Origin of the sequence: Lysobacter daejeonensis GH1-9, from assembly GCF_000768355.1 — a bacterium.
GTDB classification, from domain to species: Bacteria; Pseudomonadota; Gammaproteobacteria; order Xanthomonadales; family Xanthomonadaceae; genus Aerolutibacter; species Aerolutibacter daejeonensis.
In genome coordinates this window covers 214,331-230,067 of the sequence record NZ_AVPU01000002.1, presented here as the reverse complement: position 1 = coordinate 230,067, position 15,737 = coordinate 214,331, and the positions used below count along the sequence as shown (strand labels likewise).

Here is a 15,737-nt window from a genome sequence, read left to right as displayed (position 1 = left end):
GAGACAGGTCAGTTGACCCAGACCTCCACCCGATCGTTGACATAGTCCGCTTGTGGGTGCGCTGCCGCCGCCAGCGGCCTCATCATGCCCAGCCCGGCTGCGCGACGCACCACTACCCCGTGCCCTTGCAGGTAATCGGCCACCAGGTTGGCCCGGTCGCTGCTGACAAAAGTGGACACCAGGTTGCCCGCCGGATCGGCCGCACTGAATGCCAGCACCGTTGCCTGGCGGTTGGCATTGCCGGGCAGGCGCATGAACGCGACGATACGGTCCAGATCACGCTCGGCGCGGCTGTCGAACAGCGACTGCAGGCTGCCGACGTTGAAACGCAGACTTAGGGGTAAGCGCTGCGCGCCAGCCACCACGCTGCGGTATTCCTCCACCCCCGACGGCAGCGGCTGTTGGGGCGCCGGCCGCAGGGTGACGGCGATGTGCCCCGATGCTGCTACCGTCTGCTGCGCACGACGCCCCACGGCGAACAGCGCGAGACTGCGGCCCAGCGCCGACATCATCTGGCCACCGTAGAGGCTGTAACGCTGGACGAGCGGGTAGTCCTCGCTCTGGACGTTGATGCGCGTGGGCAACAACGCTTCCCCGCCGCGTCCGATCGCCAGTGGTCGCGACAGAGGGGCGACCGGACTGCGGAGGCCCATGATGCCGATGGCACCACGATCGTTTGCCACGGCGGCAGAAATGCGGCCCACGGGCGCTGATTGCCGCGCCGCGGTGAGCGCGGCACCTTCCATCACGCGGTGCTGCAGGAACTCCAGTTCGCCGCCGCGCGTGGGCGTGAAGACACGGATCGGCCCGGGCAAGCCGCCCAGATTGCGCCAGTCGGTGATGCGCCCGGACAGCACCTCACGCAGTTGCGCCACGCTCAAGGCGCGCACGGGGTTGTCCCGGTGCACCATCACCGCCAGACCATCCAGGGCGATCACGAATTCCTGGTCGGGCGAACCGAGTTCGCCCAGTTGCCAGGCCGCGTCGATCTCGGCGGCATTGGGCGCCCGCGCCATCATCGCAATTTCGGCGTTGCCGGCAACCAACGCACTCATCCCGCTGGCCGAACCATCCTTGGCAATCTCGACCACCAACGGCTCACCGTCACGCATGCCGCGCAACTCGGTGACGGACACACCGCGCTCGACGCGCTCGACGTCCTCGTAACCCAAGGACTCCATCCACGTGTGCACCACCGCCGGCACCAGCCTCGCACCCAGCGTGTTGGACCCGTGGATACGCAAACGCTCGGCATTGGCGTACTGCGCGGCGGCGGAAAGCGGAAAAGCAAACAGCATGCACATCGCGATCGCGATGCGCAGGAACTTCATGGACATTGAAATACTCCCCGAAAACGCGGGAAGTTTCTTTCCGTGCTGTTACGCCGTGATTACAACGAGACCTGGGTCACGCCCCACCGGTCGCCACCGGCCGCGCCGGATCGGCAATCCATCCACTCCACGAACCGGTGAACAAGCGCCCGCCCTTCAGTCCGGCACGCTCCATGGCCAGCAGGTGATGGCAAGCCGTGACACCCGAGCCGCACATCACCACCACCTGGTCCGGCGAATGCGTGCCCAGTAATGCGCGGAACTCTTCGGCCAGTTGCACCGGGGTCTTCAGATGGCCATCCACGGTGTTGTCCGTCCACGGGCGATTGCGTGCGCCAGGCACATGGCCCGCCACACGGTCGATGGTCTCGTTCTCGCCGCGGAAGCGATCGGCCGCGCGGGCGTCGATCAACAGGTCACCCGCCGCCAGCCGCTCCTGCACCTGGGCGGCATCGAGCAGGCGGTCCGCCTGGAACTCGCCGACGTAGCGCGTAGGCGCCGCCTTGGTCACGTGCGAGTCCACCGGGTGCAGGCCGTTGGCGGCCCATCGGCGCCAACCGCCATCCAGCACCGCGACCTTCTCGTGCCCCAGCGCGCGCAGCAGGAACCACAGGCGCGCCGCCTGCGCGCCTTCGCCATCGTCGTAGGCGACGACCTGATGCTGAGGGCTGATGCCCCAGTCGCCCAGCTTGGCAGTGAACGTCGCGGCATCCGGCCACGGATGGCGGCCCATGCCCGCCTTGCCCATGTCGGACAGGTCGCGATCCATGTGCGCGAACACCGCGCCCGGAATGTGCGACTGCTGGTACATCACTTCGCCGGCACCAGGGTTGGCGAGGGTGTGGCGGCAATCGACCACGACCAGGTCATCGCGCCCCAGGGCGATGGCGAGCGTTTCGGGTTGCACGATCGTGGTCCAGCCGGGCATGACGCATCCTCCGTGGGAGCCGGCGCCCCGCATCGAGCGCCATCAATCGGTCACTGTAACCAAGCGCTCGCGAAGGTTGTACAGGATGGAGGCAGTCACCCCCCAGATCCGGCGACGGCTGTCGCTGCGCTCAATGAATTCGAGTATGCGCCTGGGACGTCCCTGGAACTCGACTTCGCGAGCGATGAGGTTGTCGGGGGCCATCAGGAACTCCAACGGCACCTCGAACACTTCGGCCACCTCGCCGGGTTCGGGCAGGGCCTCGTAGGACGGCGCGACACGCGCGACCACGGGCATCACGCGGAAGCCTGTGACGGTCGCCAACGGATCCAGGAACCCCAGCGGAGTGACCAGGTCGGGACCGACGCCAATCTCTTCCCGCGTCTCGCGCAAGGCGGCACCAATGGGACCGCTGTCCTCGGGCTCGAGGCGACCTCCGGGAAAGCTCACTTGCCCGGCGTGATGGCGCAGGATGTCCGTACGACGCGTCAATAGCACCTGCGCGCCCTCGGGCCGTTCCACCAGCCCGACCAGCACGGCCGCCTCCTTCAGCGCGGCAGCCGGGTCCAGCAGGCCGTGCATTTCTTCCAGGTTCCAGGCGTGCATCTGCGGGGGCGCCGCCAGCGCGTGCAGCGCACGGTCCAGCCTGCCCAGCGCGAGCACCCGAGGGTTCACCCGCGAGCGGCCTCGCGTTCGGGCAGCACCACGTCCATCAGGTGCAGGCGCTCGTCGTCGCCCATGTGCACCCAGCGCGCGATCTCGGCGCCGGTGCGGTGGCAGCCTTCGCACAGCCCTTGGGCATCCAGCGTGCACACACCAATGCAGGGACTGAGGACGGCACGAAACGAACTCATGACGATACGACTCCAGATGCGATGGGGCGGCAAGACATTGCCCCCCAGAAACAGATTGCGCCGGACAGGCCGGCGCAATCGTTACCACGCTGCCAGTGGGCAGGTAGAGCTTACTTGACGCTAACGACCTTGAGCTCGAACTGGACCGCGACATTCGGCGGGAAACCGGTGCGCGGATCGGCGCCGTAGGCCTTGTCCGCCGGCAGCGTCACTTCCCACTTGGAGCCGGCCGGCATCTGCAGCAGGACCTCGCGCATCGCGGGCATCTCGACTTCGCTGACCTTGATGCCCGGGATGGTCTGCGCCGGACGTGCCTGCGCCGGACGCTCGCCCCACGCGAACGGACCGGCAACCTGCAATTCGACGGTGCTGGCCTGGGTCGGCTTGGCGCCGTTGCCGACCTCGATCACGCGGTACTGCACGCCGCTCGGCAGCGACTTCACGCCAGCTTTGGCCTTGTTGGCGGCGATGAAGCCGTCACTCTTGGTCTTGTTGGCCGCGGCCGCCTTTTCCCACTCGGCCTTGGCCTTGTCGGCCTGGCGCTTCTGCATGTTCTGCACGGCGGTGCGGAGCTGGTCGACCGGCACGGCCGGCTGCTTCTTGGCGATACCGTCCTGCAGGCCCTTGATGATGGCGTTGACGTCAACCGCCTCACCGCTCTCGATGGCATTGCGGCCGAGGTCGTACCCGAGCGCATAGCTGAGCTTGCCCTTCTCGGTCGAAGTGTCCTGCGCGACGGCGTTGCCGGCGGTCAGAGCCAAGGCTGCAACAGCGGCAGCAATCAAACGCAACTTCATTCGGTGCAATCTCCGGATATATGGCTCGGGACGGCAGGGGCCGTCCCGGTGGGTGACGCCCGTTGGCCACAGGGACCCGTACGGACGCGCTAGGATAGCGGCGCCCCGGCTTAACCGCCACTGACGCCAAGCCTTGTGACAACGGGCTTGGCGCAGAGTTCCGGAAAGCCTTCAGATTCCGTTATCCCAAGTCTTTTGCTCCCATGACCGACTTTCCCCTGCTGATTGCCGACCACGGCGCCGTCCGACTCATCACCGTCAACCGCCCCGACAAGCTGAACGCGCTGAACGCCGCGACGCTGGACGCGCTGCACGAGGCCTTCCGCGCCGCGGCTGCGGACGACACCGTCCGCGTGGTGGTGCTCACCGGTGCCGGGCCCAAGGCATTCGTGGCCGGCGCGGACATCGCCGAGATGAACACCCTTACCCCGGTGCAGGGCCGCGACTTCGCCCTGCGCGGCCAGCGCATGATGCGGTTCGTCGAAAAGATGCCCAAGCCGGTGATCGGCATGGTCAACGGTTTCGCGCTGGGCGGCGGCCTGGAGTTGGCGATGTGCTGCCACCTGCGTGTGGCCGCCGACACCGCCAAGGTCGGCCAGCCCGAGATCAACCTCGGCCTGATCCCGGGCTTTGGCGGCACGCAACGCCTGCTGCGCCTTGCGGGCCGCGCGGCCACGCTGGAGCTGTGCCTGGTCGGTGCGCCGATCGACGCGCAGCGCGCGCACGCCCTGGGCATCGTCAACCGGGTCGTCCCGGCGGCCGAGCTGGAAGCCGAGACGATGAAGCTGGCCGGGCAGTTGGCCAATGCCGCCCCGCTGGCCCTGCGTGGCTCGCTGGATTGCATCAATGTCGGTGGCGAGTGCGGCATCGAGGAAGGCCTGGAGTACGAGGCGGCGCAGTTCGGGCTCATGTTCGCCACGCAGGACATGCGTGAAGGCACCGCCGCCTTCCTGGAGCGGCGCAAGCCCGCGTTCCAGGGCACCTGATCCGGCCGGGCATGAACGCACCGCTGCCCTGCCCAAGTTGCACGTGCGCCAGTGCGTGCCCGGTTGGCTTGCCCACGGCCGCCCTGCTGCGCGCACTGCAGGCCGATGACGTGGACCTGGCTTTGAATCTGCGCCTGCTGGACTGCACGGGCTGCGGCGACTGCAGTCGCGCCTGCGGCTCCGGCGTTCCCGTCGCGCAGACGCTGATCGCCGCGCGCGATGAACGGCGTCGTGCACTGGCCGCGCGCGAACGTTTCCGCGCCCGCGCGTTGCGCCTGGAGCGGCGCGCTGCGGAGCGCGCCGCCAAGCGCATGCCGGCTGTGCACGCCGAAACCGTTGTGGTCACCCCGCAGCCGACCACCCTGTCCAGCGGCGCTGCCGCGGCGCTCGCACGTGCCAAGGCCCGGGCGGCGGAGCGGCACAAGCCATGACGCCACCCAAGGCGCCGACAAAGGCATCGAAGGCAACCATCGCGAAACGTCCGGCAGGCAAGGCAACGGCGAAAGCCGGCTCGAAGATCGCGCCGTCCCCATCGGCCACTCGTCGCAGAACGGCGGCGCGCATGCCCCAAGCGGACGTGGCCGAGATGTTCGCACGCCTGAAGGCACTGAATCCCGCGCCCAAGACCGAGCTTGAATACACCACGCCGTACGAGTTGCTGGTGGCGGTGACCCTGTCCGCACAGGCCACGGATGTGGGCGTGAACAAGGCCACGCGCAAGCTGTTCCCGGTCGCCAACACGCCGGCGGCCATCGCCGCGCTGGGCGTGGACAGGCTGAAGCCGTATATCGCCACGATCGGGCTGTACAACACCAAGGCCGTCAACGTGGTGGCCATGGCGGAACTTCTGCTGGAGCGCCACGATGGCGAAGTTCCGCACGACCGCGCTGCGCTGGAGGCCCTGCCCGGCGTGGGACGCAAGACCGCCAATGTGGTCCTCAACACCGCCTTCGGGGACCCGACCATGGCGGTGGACACCCATATCTTCCGCGTGGCCAACCGCACCGGGCTGGCACCCGGCAAGACCGTCCGAGCGGTGGAGGATGCGCTGCTGAAGGCGGTCCCGGACGAGTACCTGCGCGATGCCCACCACTGGCTGATCCTGCACGGCCGCTATGTATGCAAGGCGCGCAAACCGGACTGCCCGCACTGCGCCATCCGCGACCTGTGCCGGTTCGGGGAAAGAACCCCCGGTGAACCGGTGCCGGCCACTGCTTGACCTGACCCAAGTCATGCAGTCGTCACTCCAGCGAAATAAGTCAGTGCTGTCACATTTACGCAACCTTCACAATCTAGGCTACGCCTCATCTCTCCAAGCCCAGGGCATCCATCCCATGAAGCTGTCCCGTAACACTCTTGCCATCGCCATGCTGGCCGCGCTGGCCGCGCCGGCCGCCCATGCCGAGATCGCCATTGACGTGATCGGCGGTTCCGAAGTCAGCTTTGAGGGTCTGGTCCAGGCCGACTACAACGACTTCAGCAGCGACGTCGCCAACCTGAACGGCGACGGCCATGACGGCAGCGATTCCGACAACGAACTGCGCCGCGCCGAACTGATCCTGAAGGGCAAGGGCCCGGGCAACTTCGAGTGGGTGCTGGGCTACGACGCCAAGGCCGACAAGTACCTGGATGCCAACATCAAGTACAAGATCGGTGGTAACGGCAACCACTACCTGCAGGTCGGCCAGTACAAGCAGCCGAACAGCATGGAAGAGCTGTCGTCGACCAAGAACAACGACTTCATCGCCAAGGCCTCGATCACCAACACCTTCGCCGTCGCCCGCCGCACCGGCGTGGCCTATGGTCTGGGTGACAGCAACTGGGGCGTCACCGCCAGCTACTTTGGCCGCGAACTGACCCGCAACCTGGCGCACGGCTCGGGCTACGGCCTGCGCGGCACCTGGGCGCCGATCAGCGAGAAGGGCAACGTCCTGCACCTGGGCCTGTCGTACGCCGACTATGACACCGACGCCGACACCCTGCGCCTGCGTGCCCGCCCCATGGCCGATCTGGCTTCCGTGCGCCTGGTCGACACCGGCACCATGACTGACACCGACCGCGTGTCCACCACCGGCTTCGAGGCGCTGTGGATCCGCGGCCCGTTCAAGCTGCAGGGCGAGTACATGAAGTCCGACGTGCAGCGCTACCGCGCCGGCTCCAGCGACTTCTCCGGCACCGGCGGCTACATCACCGGCGTGTGGAACGTGACCGGCGAGACCTGGGGTTACAAGGGCGGCGTGCCGACCACCTCGGGCCCGAGCGATACCGCCAAGGGCATGTGGCAAGTGGGCCTGCGCTACGACACCATCGACCTGGATGACGGCAACGTGCTGGGCGGCCAGATGGACTCGGTGACGGCCGGCGTGAACTACTACTGGCGCTCGAACTTCAAGTTCATGCTGAACTACGTGAAGGTCGACAGCGAGCGTCGCAACGTGGAAGACAACCCGAGCATCACCGAGGCTCGCGTGCAGTTCTTCTGGTAATCGCTGCAGGTACGGTCCATCTCTCCCGGACCCGGGGGCGCGGCTCAAGCCGCGCCCCTTTTTGTTTTCACCGCGATGACAGGCGCTTCCGGCCTTCACACGGGCAGGCCTCCTGCCAACCGCACTGGCGGCGACACCATCCTTCCTCCGTCACCAAACTGCCATGTTGCAGACGCGTGACTGTAACGGGACGGTTATGAAATGGGCGCAGGGCGGGCTTCGCCCGCATCGTCCCATCGAGGAGCCTCACGTGTTCAAGTCCATCCAGTTCCGCATCGCCGCCATTGCATTGGCCACCGCCTTTGCCGCCAACGCGTCGGCCGCCGACGCCACCGGTGCGGGTGCTTCGTTCGTGTACCCGGTCATGTCCAAGTGGTCGGCCGACTACGCCGCAGCCACCAAGAAGAAGGTCAACTACCAGTCCATCGGTTCGGGCGGCGGCATCGCCCAGATCAAGGCGGGCACCGTCGACTTCGGCTCGTCGGACGCCCCGCTGAAGCCGGAAGAGCTGGACAAGTACGGTCTGGCCCAGTTCCCATCGGTCATCGGCGGCGTGGTGCCGGTGCTCAACGTGCCGGGCGTGGCCGCGGGCGCGATGAAGCTGGACGGCGACGTGCTGGCCGACATCTTCCTGGGCAAGATCACCAAGTGGAACGATCCGCGCATCGTCGCCACCAACGGCGGCCTGCAGCTGCCCAACCTGAAGATCACCATCGTCCACCGTTCGGACGGCTCGGGCACCACCTTCAACTTCGTCAACTACCTGTCCAAGGTCAGCCCGTCGTGGAAGGCGCAGGTCGGTGAAGGCACCTCGGTCAAGTGGCCGGCGGGCATCGGCGGCAAGGGCAACGAAGGCGTGGCCGCCTACGTGAAGCAGATCAAGGGCGGCATCGGCTACGTCGAGATGTCCTACGCGCTGCAGAACAAGATGACCTATTCGCGCCTGAAGAACCGCGCGGGCAACTACATCATCCCCAGCGATGAGACCTTCCAGGCCGCGGCCGCCAGCGCCGAGTGGGGCTCGTCGAAGGACTTCTACCTGGTGATGACCAACGCCCCCGGCGAGAAGTCGTGGCCGATCACCGCCACCAACTTCATCCTGATGTACAAGCAGCCGAAGAACGGCGCCGGCGCCAAGAACGCCAAGGAATTCTTCCGCTGGGTCTACGCCAACGGCGACGCCCAGGCCAAGAAGCTGGACTACGTGCCGCTGCCGGACGCCCTGGTGGAGCAGATCGAGGCCTACTGGGCCAAGGAAATGGCCTACTGATCCGATCCCGGACGTGAGTCCAGGTGGTCAAGGAAGCGGGCCTTCGGGCCCGCTTCTGCGTTAAGGGTGGCCAACGCTACAGAAACATGACGGTCATATGTCATTCGGTTGTAACAAAAACATCATTTCATAGCGTCATCCGCTGGCGATCCCGCCGGCACCGCCTTGGAGACGCCATGAACACCCCGGCCCGCCTTGCTGTCCTGTCCCTCGCCATCGCCCTGTCCGTGGCCGCCTGCAAGCCGGCCGGCGACACCCAGGCGCCCGCCGCTGACGCCGCCAAGCCAGCCGCCAGCGAAGCCCCGACCGCCGGCGACAAGGTCTCGGTGGAAATTACCGGCGCCGGCGCCACGTTCATCTACCCGCTGCTGTCCAAGTGGTCGGACGTCTACCACAAGTCCACCGGCGCCAAGATCAATTACCAGTCCATCGGCTCGGGTGGCGGCATCGCCCAGATCAAGGCCGGCACCGTCGACTTCGGCTCGTCGGACAAGCCGCTGACCAGCGAGGAACTGGCGGCCACCGGCCTCGGCCAGTTCCCCTCGGCCATTGGCGGAGTGGTGCCGGTGGTCAACGTGGAAGGCATCAAGGCAGGCCAGCTGCGCCTGACCGGCGCGCTGATCGCCGACATCTACCTGGGCAAGATCACCACCTGGAACGACGCCGCCATCGCCGCCGTGAACCCGGGCGTGACCCTGCCGGCCACCAAGATCAACGTGGTCAAGCGCTCGGACGGTTCGGGCACCACCTTCAACTTCGTCAACTACCTGTCCAAGGTGTCGCCGGAGTGGAAGACCAAGGTGGGCGAAGGCACTTCGGTCAACTGGCCGACCGGCATCGGCGGCAAGGGCAACGAGGGCGTGGCCGCCTACGTGAAGCAGATCAAGGGTTCGATCGGCTACGTCGAGCTGGCCTATGCCACCGAGAACAACATGGCCTACGCCGCCATGCAGAACGCGGCAGGCAATTGGGTGCAGCCGAGCGTGGAGTCGTTCCAGGCCGCCGCCGCGACCGCCGACTGGGCCAGCGCCAAGGACTTCAGCCTGGTCATCACCAATGCCCCGGGCGCCGACGCCTGGCCGCTGACGGCGACCAACTTCATCCTGATGTACAAGCAACCCAAGGACGCCGCGCGCAGCAAGGCCGCGCTGGACTTCTTCAAGTGGTCGCTGGAAAGCGGCCAGCCCCAGGCGCAGGAACTCCACTACGTGCCGCTGCCCGCGGACCTGGTCAAGCAGGTCGAAGCCTACTGGGCGGCTGAAATCAAGCTCTGATGACCTCCGCTCGCCGGCTGCGCCCGATCTCTCCCGGGCGCGGCCGGCGATGCACTTATTGCCCTCGCACGGATCCACATCCCCCCGATGAATGCCACCACCCTACCCGCTGCGCCCAACAGCGACCGTGACCTCAAGGATGCCCGAGCGGACCGGGGCTTCCGTTGGCTGGTCACGGCCGCCAGCCTGTTCGTCCTCGTCTCGCTGGTCGCCGTCGCGTTCTCGATGATCTGGGGCGGGCGCGAGGCCCTGCAGAAGTTCGGCGTGGGCTTCCTGTTCTCGAAGGACTGGAATCCGGTTGAGTTGACGTTCGGTGCGCTGGTGCCGATCTACGGCACCATCGTCACCGCACTCATCGCCATGATCATCGCGGTGCCGGTCAGCTTCGGGATCGCGATGTTCCTGACCGAGATCGCACCCAAGTGGCTGCGCGGCCCGGTGGGTGCGGCGATCGAACTGCTGGCCGGCATTCCGTCGATCATCTACGGCATGTGGGGCCTGTTCGTGCTGGTGCCGGTGCTGAGCGAGCACGTGTACCCGTGGATCGACGAGAACATGGGCCAGTGGCCGCTGGTCGGCGCGTTGTTCTCCGGCCCGCCGATCGGCCTGGGCATGCTCACCGCCGGCATAGTGCTGGCCATCATGGTGATTCCGTTCATTTCCTCGGTGATGCGCGAGGTGTTCCTCACCGTACCGGGCCGGCTGAAGGAGTCGTCGTACGCGCTGGGCTCCACCCGCTGGGAAGTGGTGTGGGACGTGGTGCTGCCCTACACCCGCTCGGCGGTGATCGGCGGCATCTTCCTGGGTCTGGGCCGCGCGCTGGGCGAGACGATGGCGGTGACCTTCGTGCTCGGCAACGCGCATGAACTGACCGCTTCACTGCTGATGCCGGGCAATTCCATCGCCGCGACCATCGCCAATGAATTCGCCGAGGCCGACTCGGACATGTACCGCTCGGCGCTGATCCTGCTTGGCTTCGTGCTGTTCCTGGTGACCTTCGTCGTCCTGGCGGCCGCCCGCCTCATGCTCCGCCAGCTGGCCAAGAAGGAAGGCAACTGATGGCTACGCTCTCGAACAACAGCCCCCTGTACGCGTACCGCCGCGTCAAGAACCTCGCCGCCCAGGCACTGGCGGTTGCCGCCACCGTGTTCGGCCTGTTCTGGCTGGTGTGGATCGTGTGGACCACGCTGACCAAGGGTCTTGCGTCGATCAACATGGACCTTTTCACCCAGATGACGCCGCCGCCCGGCGAGACGGGCGGCATGCTCAATGCGTTCTTCGGCAGCGCGGTGATGAGCCTGCTGGGCGTGGCGCTTGGCGCGCCGATCGGCGTCCTGGCCGGCACGTTCCTGGCGGAGTACTCGCAGAAGAGCTGGATCGGCAACACGGTTCGCTTCGTCAACGACATCCTGCTGTCGGCGCCGTCGATTGTCCTCGGCCTGTTCGTGTACGCGCTGGTGGTGGCCCAGATGGGGCACTTCTCCGGCCTGGCCGGCGCGATCGCGCTGGCGTTCATCGTGCTGCCGGTGGTGGTGCGCACCACCGACGAGATGCTGCAGCTCATCCCGGCACAGATGCGCGAAGCCGCCCTGTCGCTGGGCATCCCGCAGTGGAAGGTGACGCTGCAGGTGCTGTACCGCTCTGCCCTTCCGGGCATCGTCACCGGCATCCTGCTGGCGTTGGCCCGCATCAGTGGTGAAACCGCGCCGCTGCTGTTCACCGCGCTCAACAACCAGTACTGGACGACCGACATCTTCACGCCCATGGCCAACGTGCCGGTGGTGATCTTCCAGTACGCAATGAGCCCGTACGAAAGCTGGCACTCGCTGGCCTGGGCCGGTGCCTTTGTCCTGACCCTCTTCGTGCTGGTCGTGAGCCTGGTTGCGCGCGCCATCGTCGCACGCAACAAGGTGGCACATGACTGACCTCCCCTATTCCATTTCCCGGACCCCGGACATGAACGACGCCCGCATCCACCTCGCGACGGCCCACCACGCGCCGCTGGCCGATACCGCGCCGGTCAAGCTCTCGGCCCGAAACCTCGATTTCTACTACGACCAGTTCCGCGCGCTGAAGAACATCAACCTGGACATCCCGGAGAAGCGCGTGACCGCGCTGATCGGACCGTCGGGCTGCGGCAAGTCCACCCTGCTGCGCATCTTCAACCGCATCTACGCGCTGTACCCGAAGATGGAAGCGAAGGGCGAGGTGCTGCTCGACGGCCAGAACGTGCTGGACCCGAAGTACCCGATGAACCGCCTGCGCAGCAAGGTGGGCATGGTGTTCCAGAAGCCGGTGCCGTTCCCGATGACCATCTTCGAGAACGTGGCCTATGCGATCCGCCACCATGAGCGCCTGTCGAAGGCCGACATGACGGTGCGCGTGGAGCAGGCCCTGACCCAGGCCGCGCTGTGGGACGAGGTGAAGGACAAGCTCGGCCAGAGCGCGCTGGGCCTGTCCGGTGGCCAGCAGCAGCGCTTGTGCATCGCGCGCGCCGTGGCCCTGCGCCCCGACGTGCTGCTGTTGGACGAGCCGACCTCGGCGCTGGACCCGATCTCCACTAGCCGCATCGAGCAGCTGATCGAAGAGCTCAAACGCAATTACACGATCGCCATCGTCACCCACAACATGCAGCAGGCGGCACGCGTGTCGGACTACACCGCCTTCATGTACCTGGGCGACCTGGTCGAACACGGCGCCACCGAAACCATCTTCTCCAACCCGACCAAGCAGCAGACCGAGGATTACATCACCGGTCGCTTCGGCTGATCGAGGACACCCCATGAGCCCGACCCCAATGAACGAGCACATCGTGAAGAGCTTCGACGACGAACAGCGCCGCCTGCTTGAAGAGACCCTGCGCATGGGCGAGATGGCCGCCGCGCAGCTCGAATCCGCACTGGACGTGCTGGTGCGCCGCGACGACAAGGCCGCCGAACGCATCATCGCCAACGACGAGGCGATCGACGCACTCGAGAACGAGATCAGCCACGATGTCATGAAGCTGGCGCTGCGCGGCCCCATGGCCCGCGACCTGCGCGAGATCCTGGCGGCGATCCGCATCGCCTCGGACATCGAGCGCATTGGCGACTACGCGGCGAATGCGGCCAAGCGCTCGACCGCGCTGAACCTGCTGCCGCCGCTGCCGCAGATTGTCGGCCTGCAGGCGCTCGGCACGCTGGCGGTCAAACAGTTGCGGGCGGTGCTGCAGGCCTACCGCGACAGCGACGTGGAGCTGGCGCAATCGGTTCGCGCCGGCGATGCCACCATCGATGCCGCCTACACCGCGCTGTTCCGCGAACTCCTCACCTACATGATGGAGGATCCGCGCAACATCACGCCGTGCACGCACCTGCTGTTCATCGCCAAGAACCTGGAGCGGATCGGCGACCACGCCACCAACATCGCCGAGAACGTCTGGTTCCTGGTGCGCGGCGAAGAACCGCTGCCGCCGCGCGAAAAGCGCGACCTGAGCAATACGGCGACCTGAGCCCGCGGTGACCGGAGATACAGCCGTCTGATCGGCGGCAAAATCGCCCGGGCCACCGCCGGCTGACCGGCGGCGGAACCGGGCAGTTCGGCCGGCTGCCCGCACCGGCTGAAGCGGAGTAGCATGGGGATCCCACCGCGGCGGATGCCGCACCAATGGAGATCGACCCATGTCCCACAGCAAGAAGCCGATGCTGTCCGCCACCGCCCTGGCCGGTGGCCTGATCCTCGCTGGTTCCGCGTTTGCCGCCACCCCGCTGGCGCAGGGTTACATGCTGGGCACTCAGAGCACCCCCACCGCCGAAAAGGCAGCTGACGCCTCGTGCGGCGCCAAGCACGCTGCAGGCAACTGCGGCGGCATGATGATGCGTGGCCACGAAGGCGGCTGCGGCATGGCGATGATGGACGCCAACAAGGACGGCAAGATCACCCGCGCCGAGTTCGATGCCACCCATGCTGGCAAGTTCGCCCAGATCGACACCAACAAGGACGGCGTCATCGACGCCGCCGAGATGAAGGCCCACCACCAGGCCCGCATGGGCGCCGCCAAGGCCGGTGAAGGCAAGTGCGGCGAAGGCAAGTGTGGCGCCAGCGCCGACAAGAAGCCGGCTGAAGGCAAGTGCGGCGAGGGCAAGTGCGGCTCGATGTAAGCCGCGCGTTGTTGGCGTGACCATGGCCGCGACAGCACTTCCACCCACTGCCGCTGGCCTTGGTCTCCGGCGGGCCCTGCTGGGCCCGCTGCGCGCCGCCCCCGAGGGCAGTTTCGACTTCCTCGAGGCGGCACCGGAAAACTGGATGGGGGTTGGCGGCGCCTTGGGCGAGGCTTTTGATGACCTTGCCGCGCGCCACCCCATCGTCTGCCACGGCTTGTCGCTGTCGCTGGGCGGCACCACGCCGCTGGATGACCTGTTCCTGGTCCGCCTACGACAGTTCCTCGATCGCACCGGCTGCGTGCTCTACAGCGAGCACCTCAGTGCCTGCAGTGACGACCGCGGACAGCTCTACGACCTGATGCCGCTGCCGTTCAACCGGGGCGCGATTGACCACGTCAGTTCCCGCATCCGGCACGTTCAGGACATGCTCGGGCGACGCATCGCGGTGGAGAACATCTCCTACTACGCCACCTTGTTGCCTGCCGACAGTCCCGGAGCGATGCGCGAGAGCGATTTCATCAACGAAGTCCTGCACCGCGCCGACTGCGACCTCTTGCTGGACGTCAACAACATCATCGTCAACGCGACCAACCACCGCTACGACCCGCTGGATTTCCTCCACGCCATGCCGGGCGACCGCGTCGCCTACCTGCACGTGGCCGGCCATTATGATGAAGCCGAAGACCTGAAGATCGACACCCATGGCGCACCGGTCAGCCACCCGGTGTGGGACCTGCTGGCCGAAACCTACCGCCACTTCGGTCCACGCCCAACGCTACTGGAGCGCGACTTCAACCTGCCGCCACTGGACGAACTGCTGGGCGAGCTGGCCACCGTGCGCACGCACCTGGCCGCCACCGGCGCCGCGAGCCGTCGCGATGCCGCCTGAGTCACGTGACCCGCTTGCGACGCAACGCGCGCTCGCCGAACACATCCGCGACCCAGCCCACGCACCCGCGCCGGAGGGCATCGAGCCGCGACGCCTGCAGATCTACCGCGACCTGTTCTTCAACAACGTGCAGAGCCTGCTGGCTGGCAATTTCCCAGTCATCCGCCGCATCTTCGACGACGCGACCTGGAAGGCGCTGTTGCGCGACTTCTACCGCGAACATCCGGCCCGCACGCCCTTGTTCCCCGAATTGCCGCGCGAGTTCCTGTATTACCTGGACACCCGCGCCGAGCAGGGCCGCCCCGACCCCGCGTGGCTGCGCGAGCTGGCGCACTACGAGTGGGTCGAACTGGCACTGCAATTGCATGAGACCACGCCCGCGGACGTGGCCCATGATCCGGCCGGCGACCTGCTCTGCGGCCGGCCGATGCTGTCGCCGCTGGCGTGGCCCCTGGCCTACCAATGGCCGGTCCACCAGCTTGGTCCGGATTACCAACCGGAACTGCCGCCCGCGCAACCCACGCTGCTGCTCATGCTGCGCCGTGCCGATGGCCAAATCGACTTCCAGGCCCTGAGCCCGCTGACCTACCGGTTGCTGGAGCGTCTGGAGGCCTTTCCCGCGCTCACGGGTCGCGCGCAGTTGGAAGCCCTCGCCGAAGAGGCGTCCGCGCCCGACGTAGCTGCGTTCGTACGCGAAGGCGCGACGATGCTCTCGCAGTTGCGCGACGACGGCGTACTGATCGGCACACAGCGCGACTGACGCTTGCCGGAAGCCGGCAA

At 66.7% G+C, this 15,737-nt stretch carries 16 protein-coding genes and 1 pseudogene; 13 read left to right on the top strand and 4 right to left on the bottom strand.

Features of this window, described 5'->3' with window-relative positions:
- Positions 1 to 8: 8 nt before the first annotated feature.
- From N800_RS02150 to N800_RS02135, 4 genes and pseudogenes are all read right to left on the bottom strand, one after another.
- Positions 9 to 1,337 (bottom strand): substrate-binding domain-containing protein, encoded by a 1,329-nt coding sequence (locus N800_RS02150; RefSeq protein WP_036134221.1) that lies wholly within the window; start codon positions 1,335 to 1,337, stop codon positions 9 to 11.
- Between the two features lie 70 nt (positions 1,338 to 1,407).
- Positions 1,408 to 2,259 carry a sulfurtransferase gene (locus N800_RS02145; protein ID WP_036134219.1) on the bottom strand — a complete coding sequence of 284 codons (852 nt, stop codon included), beginning with the start codon at positions 2,257 to 2,259 and terminating at the stop codon, positions 1,408 to 1,410.
- Between the two features lie 42 nt (positions 2,260 to 2,301).
- Positions 2,302 to 3,113 (bottom strand): annotated as a pseudogene (locus N800_RS02140) (NUDIX hydrolase).
- 110 nt (positions 3,114 to 3,223) lie between these two features.
- On the bottom strand, positions 3,224 to 3,910 hold the full coding sequence (locus N800_RS02135; RefSeq protein ID WP_036134217.1) for an FKBP-type peptidyl-prolyl cis-trans isomerase N-terminal domain-containing protein: 687 nt from the start codon (positions 3,908 to 3,910) through the stop codon (positions 3,224 to 3,226).
- A gap of 203 nt (positions 3,911 to 4,113) precedes the next feature.
- Here N800_RS02135 and N800_RS02130 point away from each other — a divergent pair, with 203 nt between their 5' ends.
- The 13 genes from N800_RS02130 to N800_RS02070 all read left to right on the top strand — a co-directional run bounded on the left by N800_RS02130 (position 4,114) and on the right by N800_RS02070 (position 15,717).
- A complete protein-coding gene (locus N800_RS02130) occupies positions 4,114 to 4,896 on the top strand; it encodes an enoyl-CoA hydratase/isomerase family protein (protein ID WP_036134215.1) in 783 nt (260 codons plus the stop codon).
- A gap of 68 nt (positions 4,897 to 4,964) precedes the next feature.
- Positions 4,965 to 5,327 (top strand): hypothetical protein, encoded by a 363-nt coding sequence (locus tag N800_RS02125; RefSeq protein ID WP_036134213.1) that lies wholly within the window; start codon positions 4,965 to 4,967, stop codon positions 5,325 to 5,327.
- Positions 5,328 to 5,458: 131 nt separating this feature from the next.
- Positions 5,459 to 6,115 (top strand): endonuclease III, encoded by a 657-nt coding sequence (nth, locus tag N800_RS02120; RefSeq protein ID WP_052107815.1) that lies wholly within the window; start codon positions 5,459 to 5,461, stop codon positions 6,113 to 6,115.
- Positions 6,116 to 6,230: 115 nt separating this feature from the next.
- The gene (locus N800_RS02115) at positions 6,231 to 7,382 is read left to right on the top strand and encodes an OprO/OprP family phosphate-selective porin (RefSeq protein WP_036134211.1); all 1,152 of its coding nucleotides are present in this window, start codon (positions 6,231 to 6,233) and stop codon (positions 7,380 to 7,382) included.
- A gap of 250 nt (positions 7,383 to 7,632) precedes the next feature.
- Positions 7,633 to 8,652: a phosphate ABC transporter substrate-binding protein PstS gene (gene pstS / locus N800_RS02110; RefSeq protein WP_036134339.1), complete on the top strand. Its 1,020-nt coding sequence runs from the start codon at positions 7,633 to 7,635 to the stop codon at positions 8,650 to 8,652.
- Positions 8,653 to 8,828: 176 nt separating this feature from the next.
- Positions 8,829 to 9,926 (top strand): phosphate ABC transporter substrate-binding protein PstS, encoded by a 1,098-nt coding sequence (pstS, locus tag N800_RS02105; protein ID WP_036134209.1) that lies wholly within the window; start codon positions 8,829 to 8,831, stop codon positions 9,924 to 9,926.
- Positions 9,927 to 10,013: 87 nt separating this feature from the next.
- Positions 10,014 to 10,985, top strand: a complete 972-nt coding sequence (gene pstC / locus N800_RS02100) for a phosphate ABC transporter permease subunit PstC (protein WP_036134207.1) — start codon at positions 10,014 to 10,016, stop codon at positions 10,983 to 10,985.
- A complete protein-coding gene (pstA, locus tag N800_RS02095; RefSeq protein ID WP_052107814.1) occupies positions 10,985 to 11,851 on the top strand; it encodes a phosphate ABC transporter permease PstA in 867 nt (288 codons plus the stop codon). The genes pstC and pstA overlap by 1 nt, the downstream gene beginning before the upstream one ends.
- A gap of 31 nt (positions 11,852 to 11,882) precedes the next feature.
- Positions 11,883 to 12,695: a phosphate ABC transporter ATP-binding protein PstB gene (pstB, locus tag N800_RS02090; protein ID WP_036134204.1), complete on the top strand. Its 813-nt coding sequence runs from the start codon at positions 11,883 to 11,885 to the stop codon at positions 12,693 to 12,695.
- 13 nt (positions 12,696 to 12,708) lie between these two features.
- Entirely contained in the window at positions 12,709 to 13,416 is a 708-nt protein-coding gene (gene phoU, locus N800_RS02085; RefSeq protein ID WP_036134202.1) for a phosphate signaling complex protein PhoU, read from the top strand.
- A gap of 169 nt (positions 13,417 to 13,585) precedes the next feature.
- Positions 13,586 to 14,065, top strand: a complete 480-nt coding sequence (locus tag N800_RS16225) for an HvfA family oxazolone/thioamide-modified RiPP metallophore (protein WP_052107813.1) — start codon at positions 13,586 to 13,588, stop codon at positions 14,063 to 14,065.
- Between the two features lie 22 nt (positions 14,066 to 14,087).
- Positions 14,088 to 14,957, top strand: a complete 870-nt coding sequence (locus N800_RS02075) for an HvfB family MNIO-type RiPP peptide maturase (RefSeq protein WP_036134200.1) — start codon at positions 14,088 to 14,090, stop codon at positions 14,955 to 14,957.
- Positions 14,947 to 15,717, top strand: coding sequence for an HvfC family RiPP maturation protein (locus N800_RS02070; RefSeq protein WP_036134198.1), 771 nt, complete (start codon positions 14,947 to 14,949; stop codon positions 15,715 to 15,717). The genes N800_RS02075 and N800_RS02070 overlap by 11 nt, the downstream gene beginning before the upstream one ends.
- Positions 15,718 to 15,737: the final 20 nt, after the last annotated feature.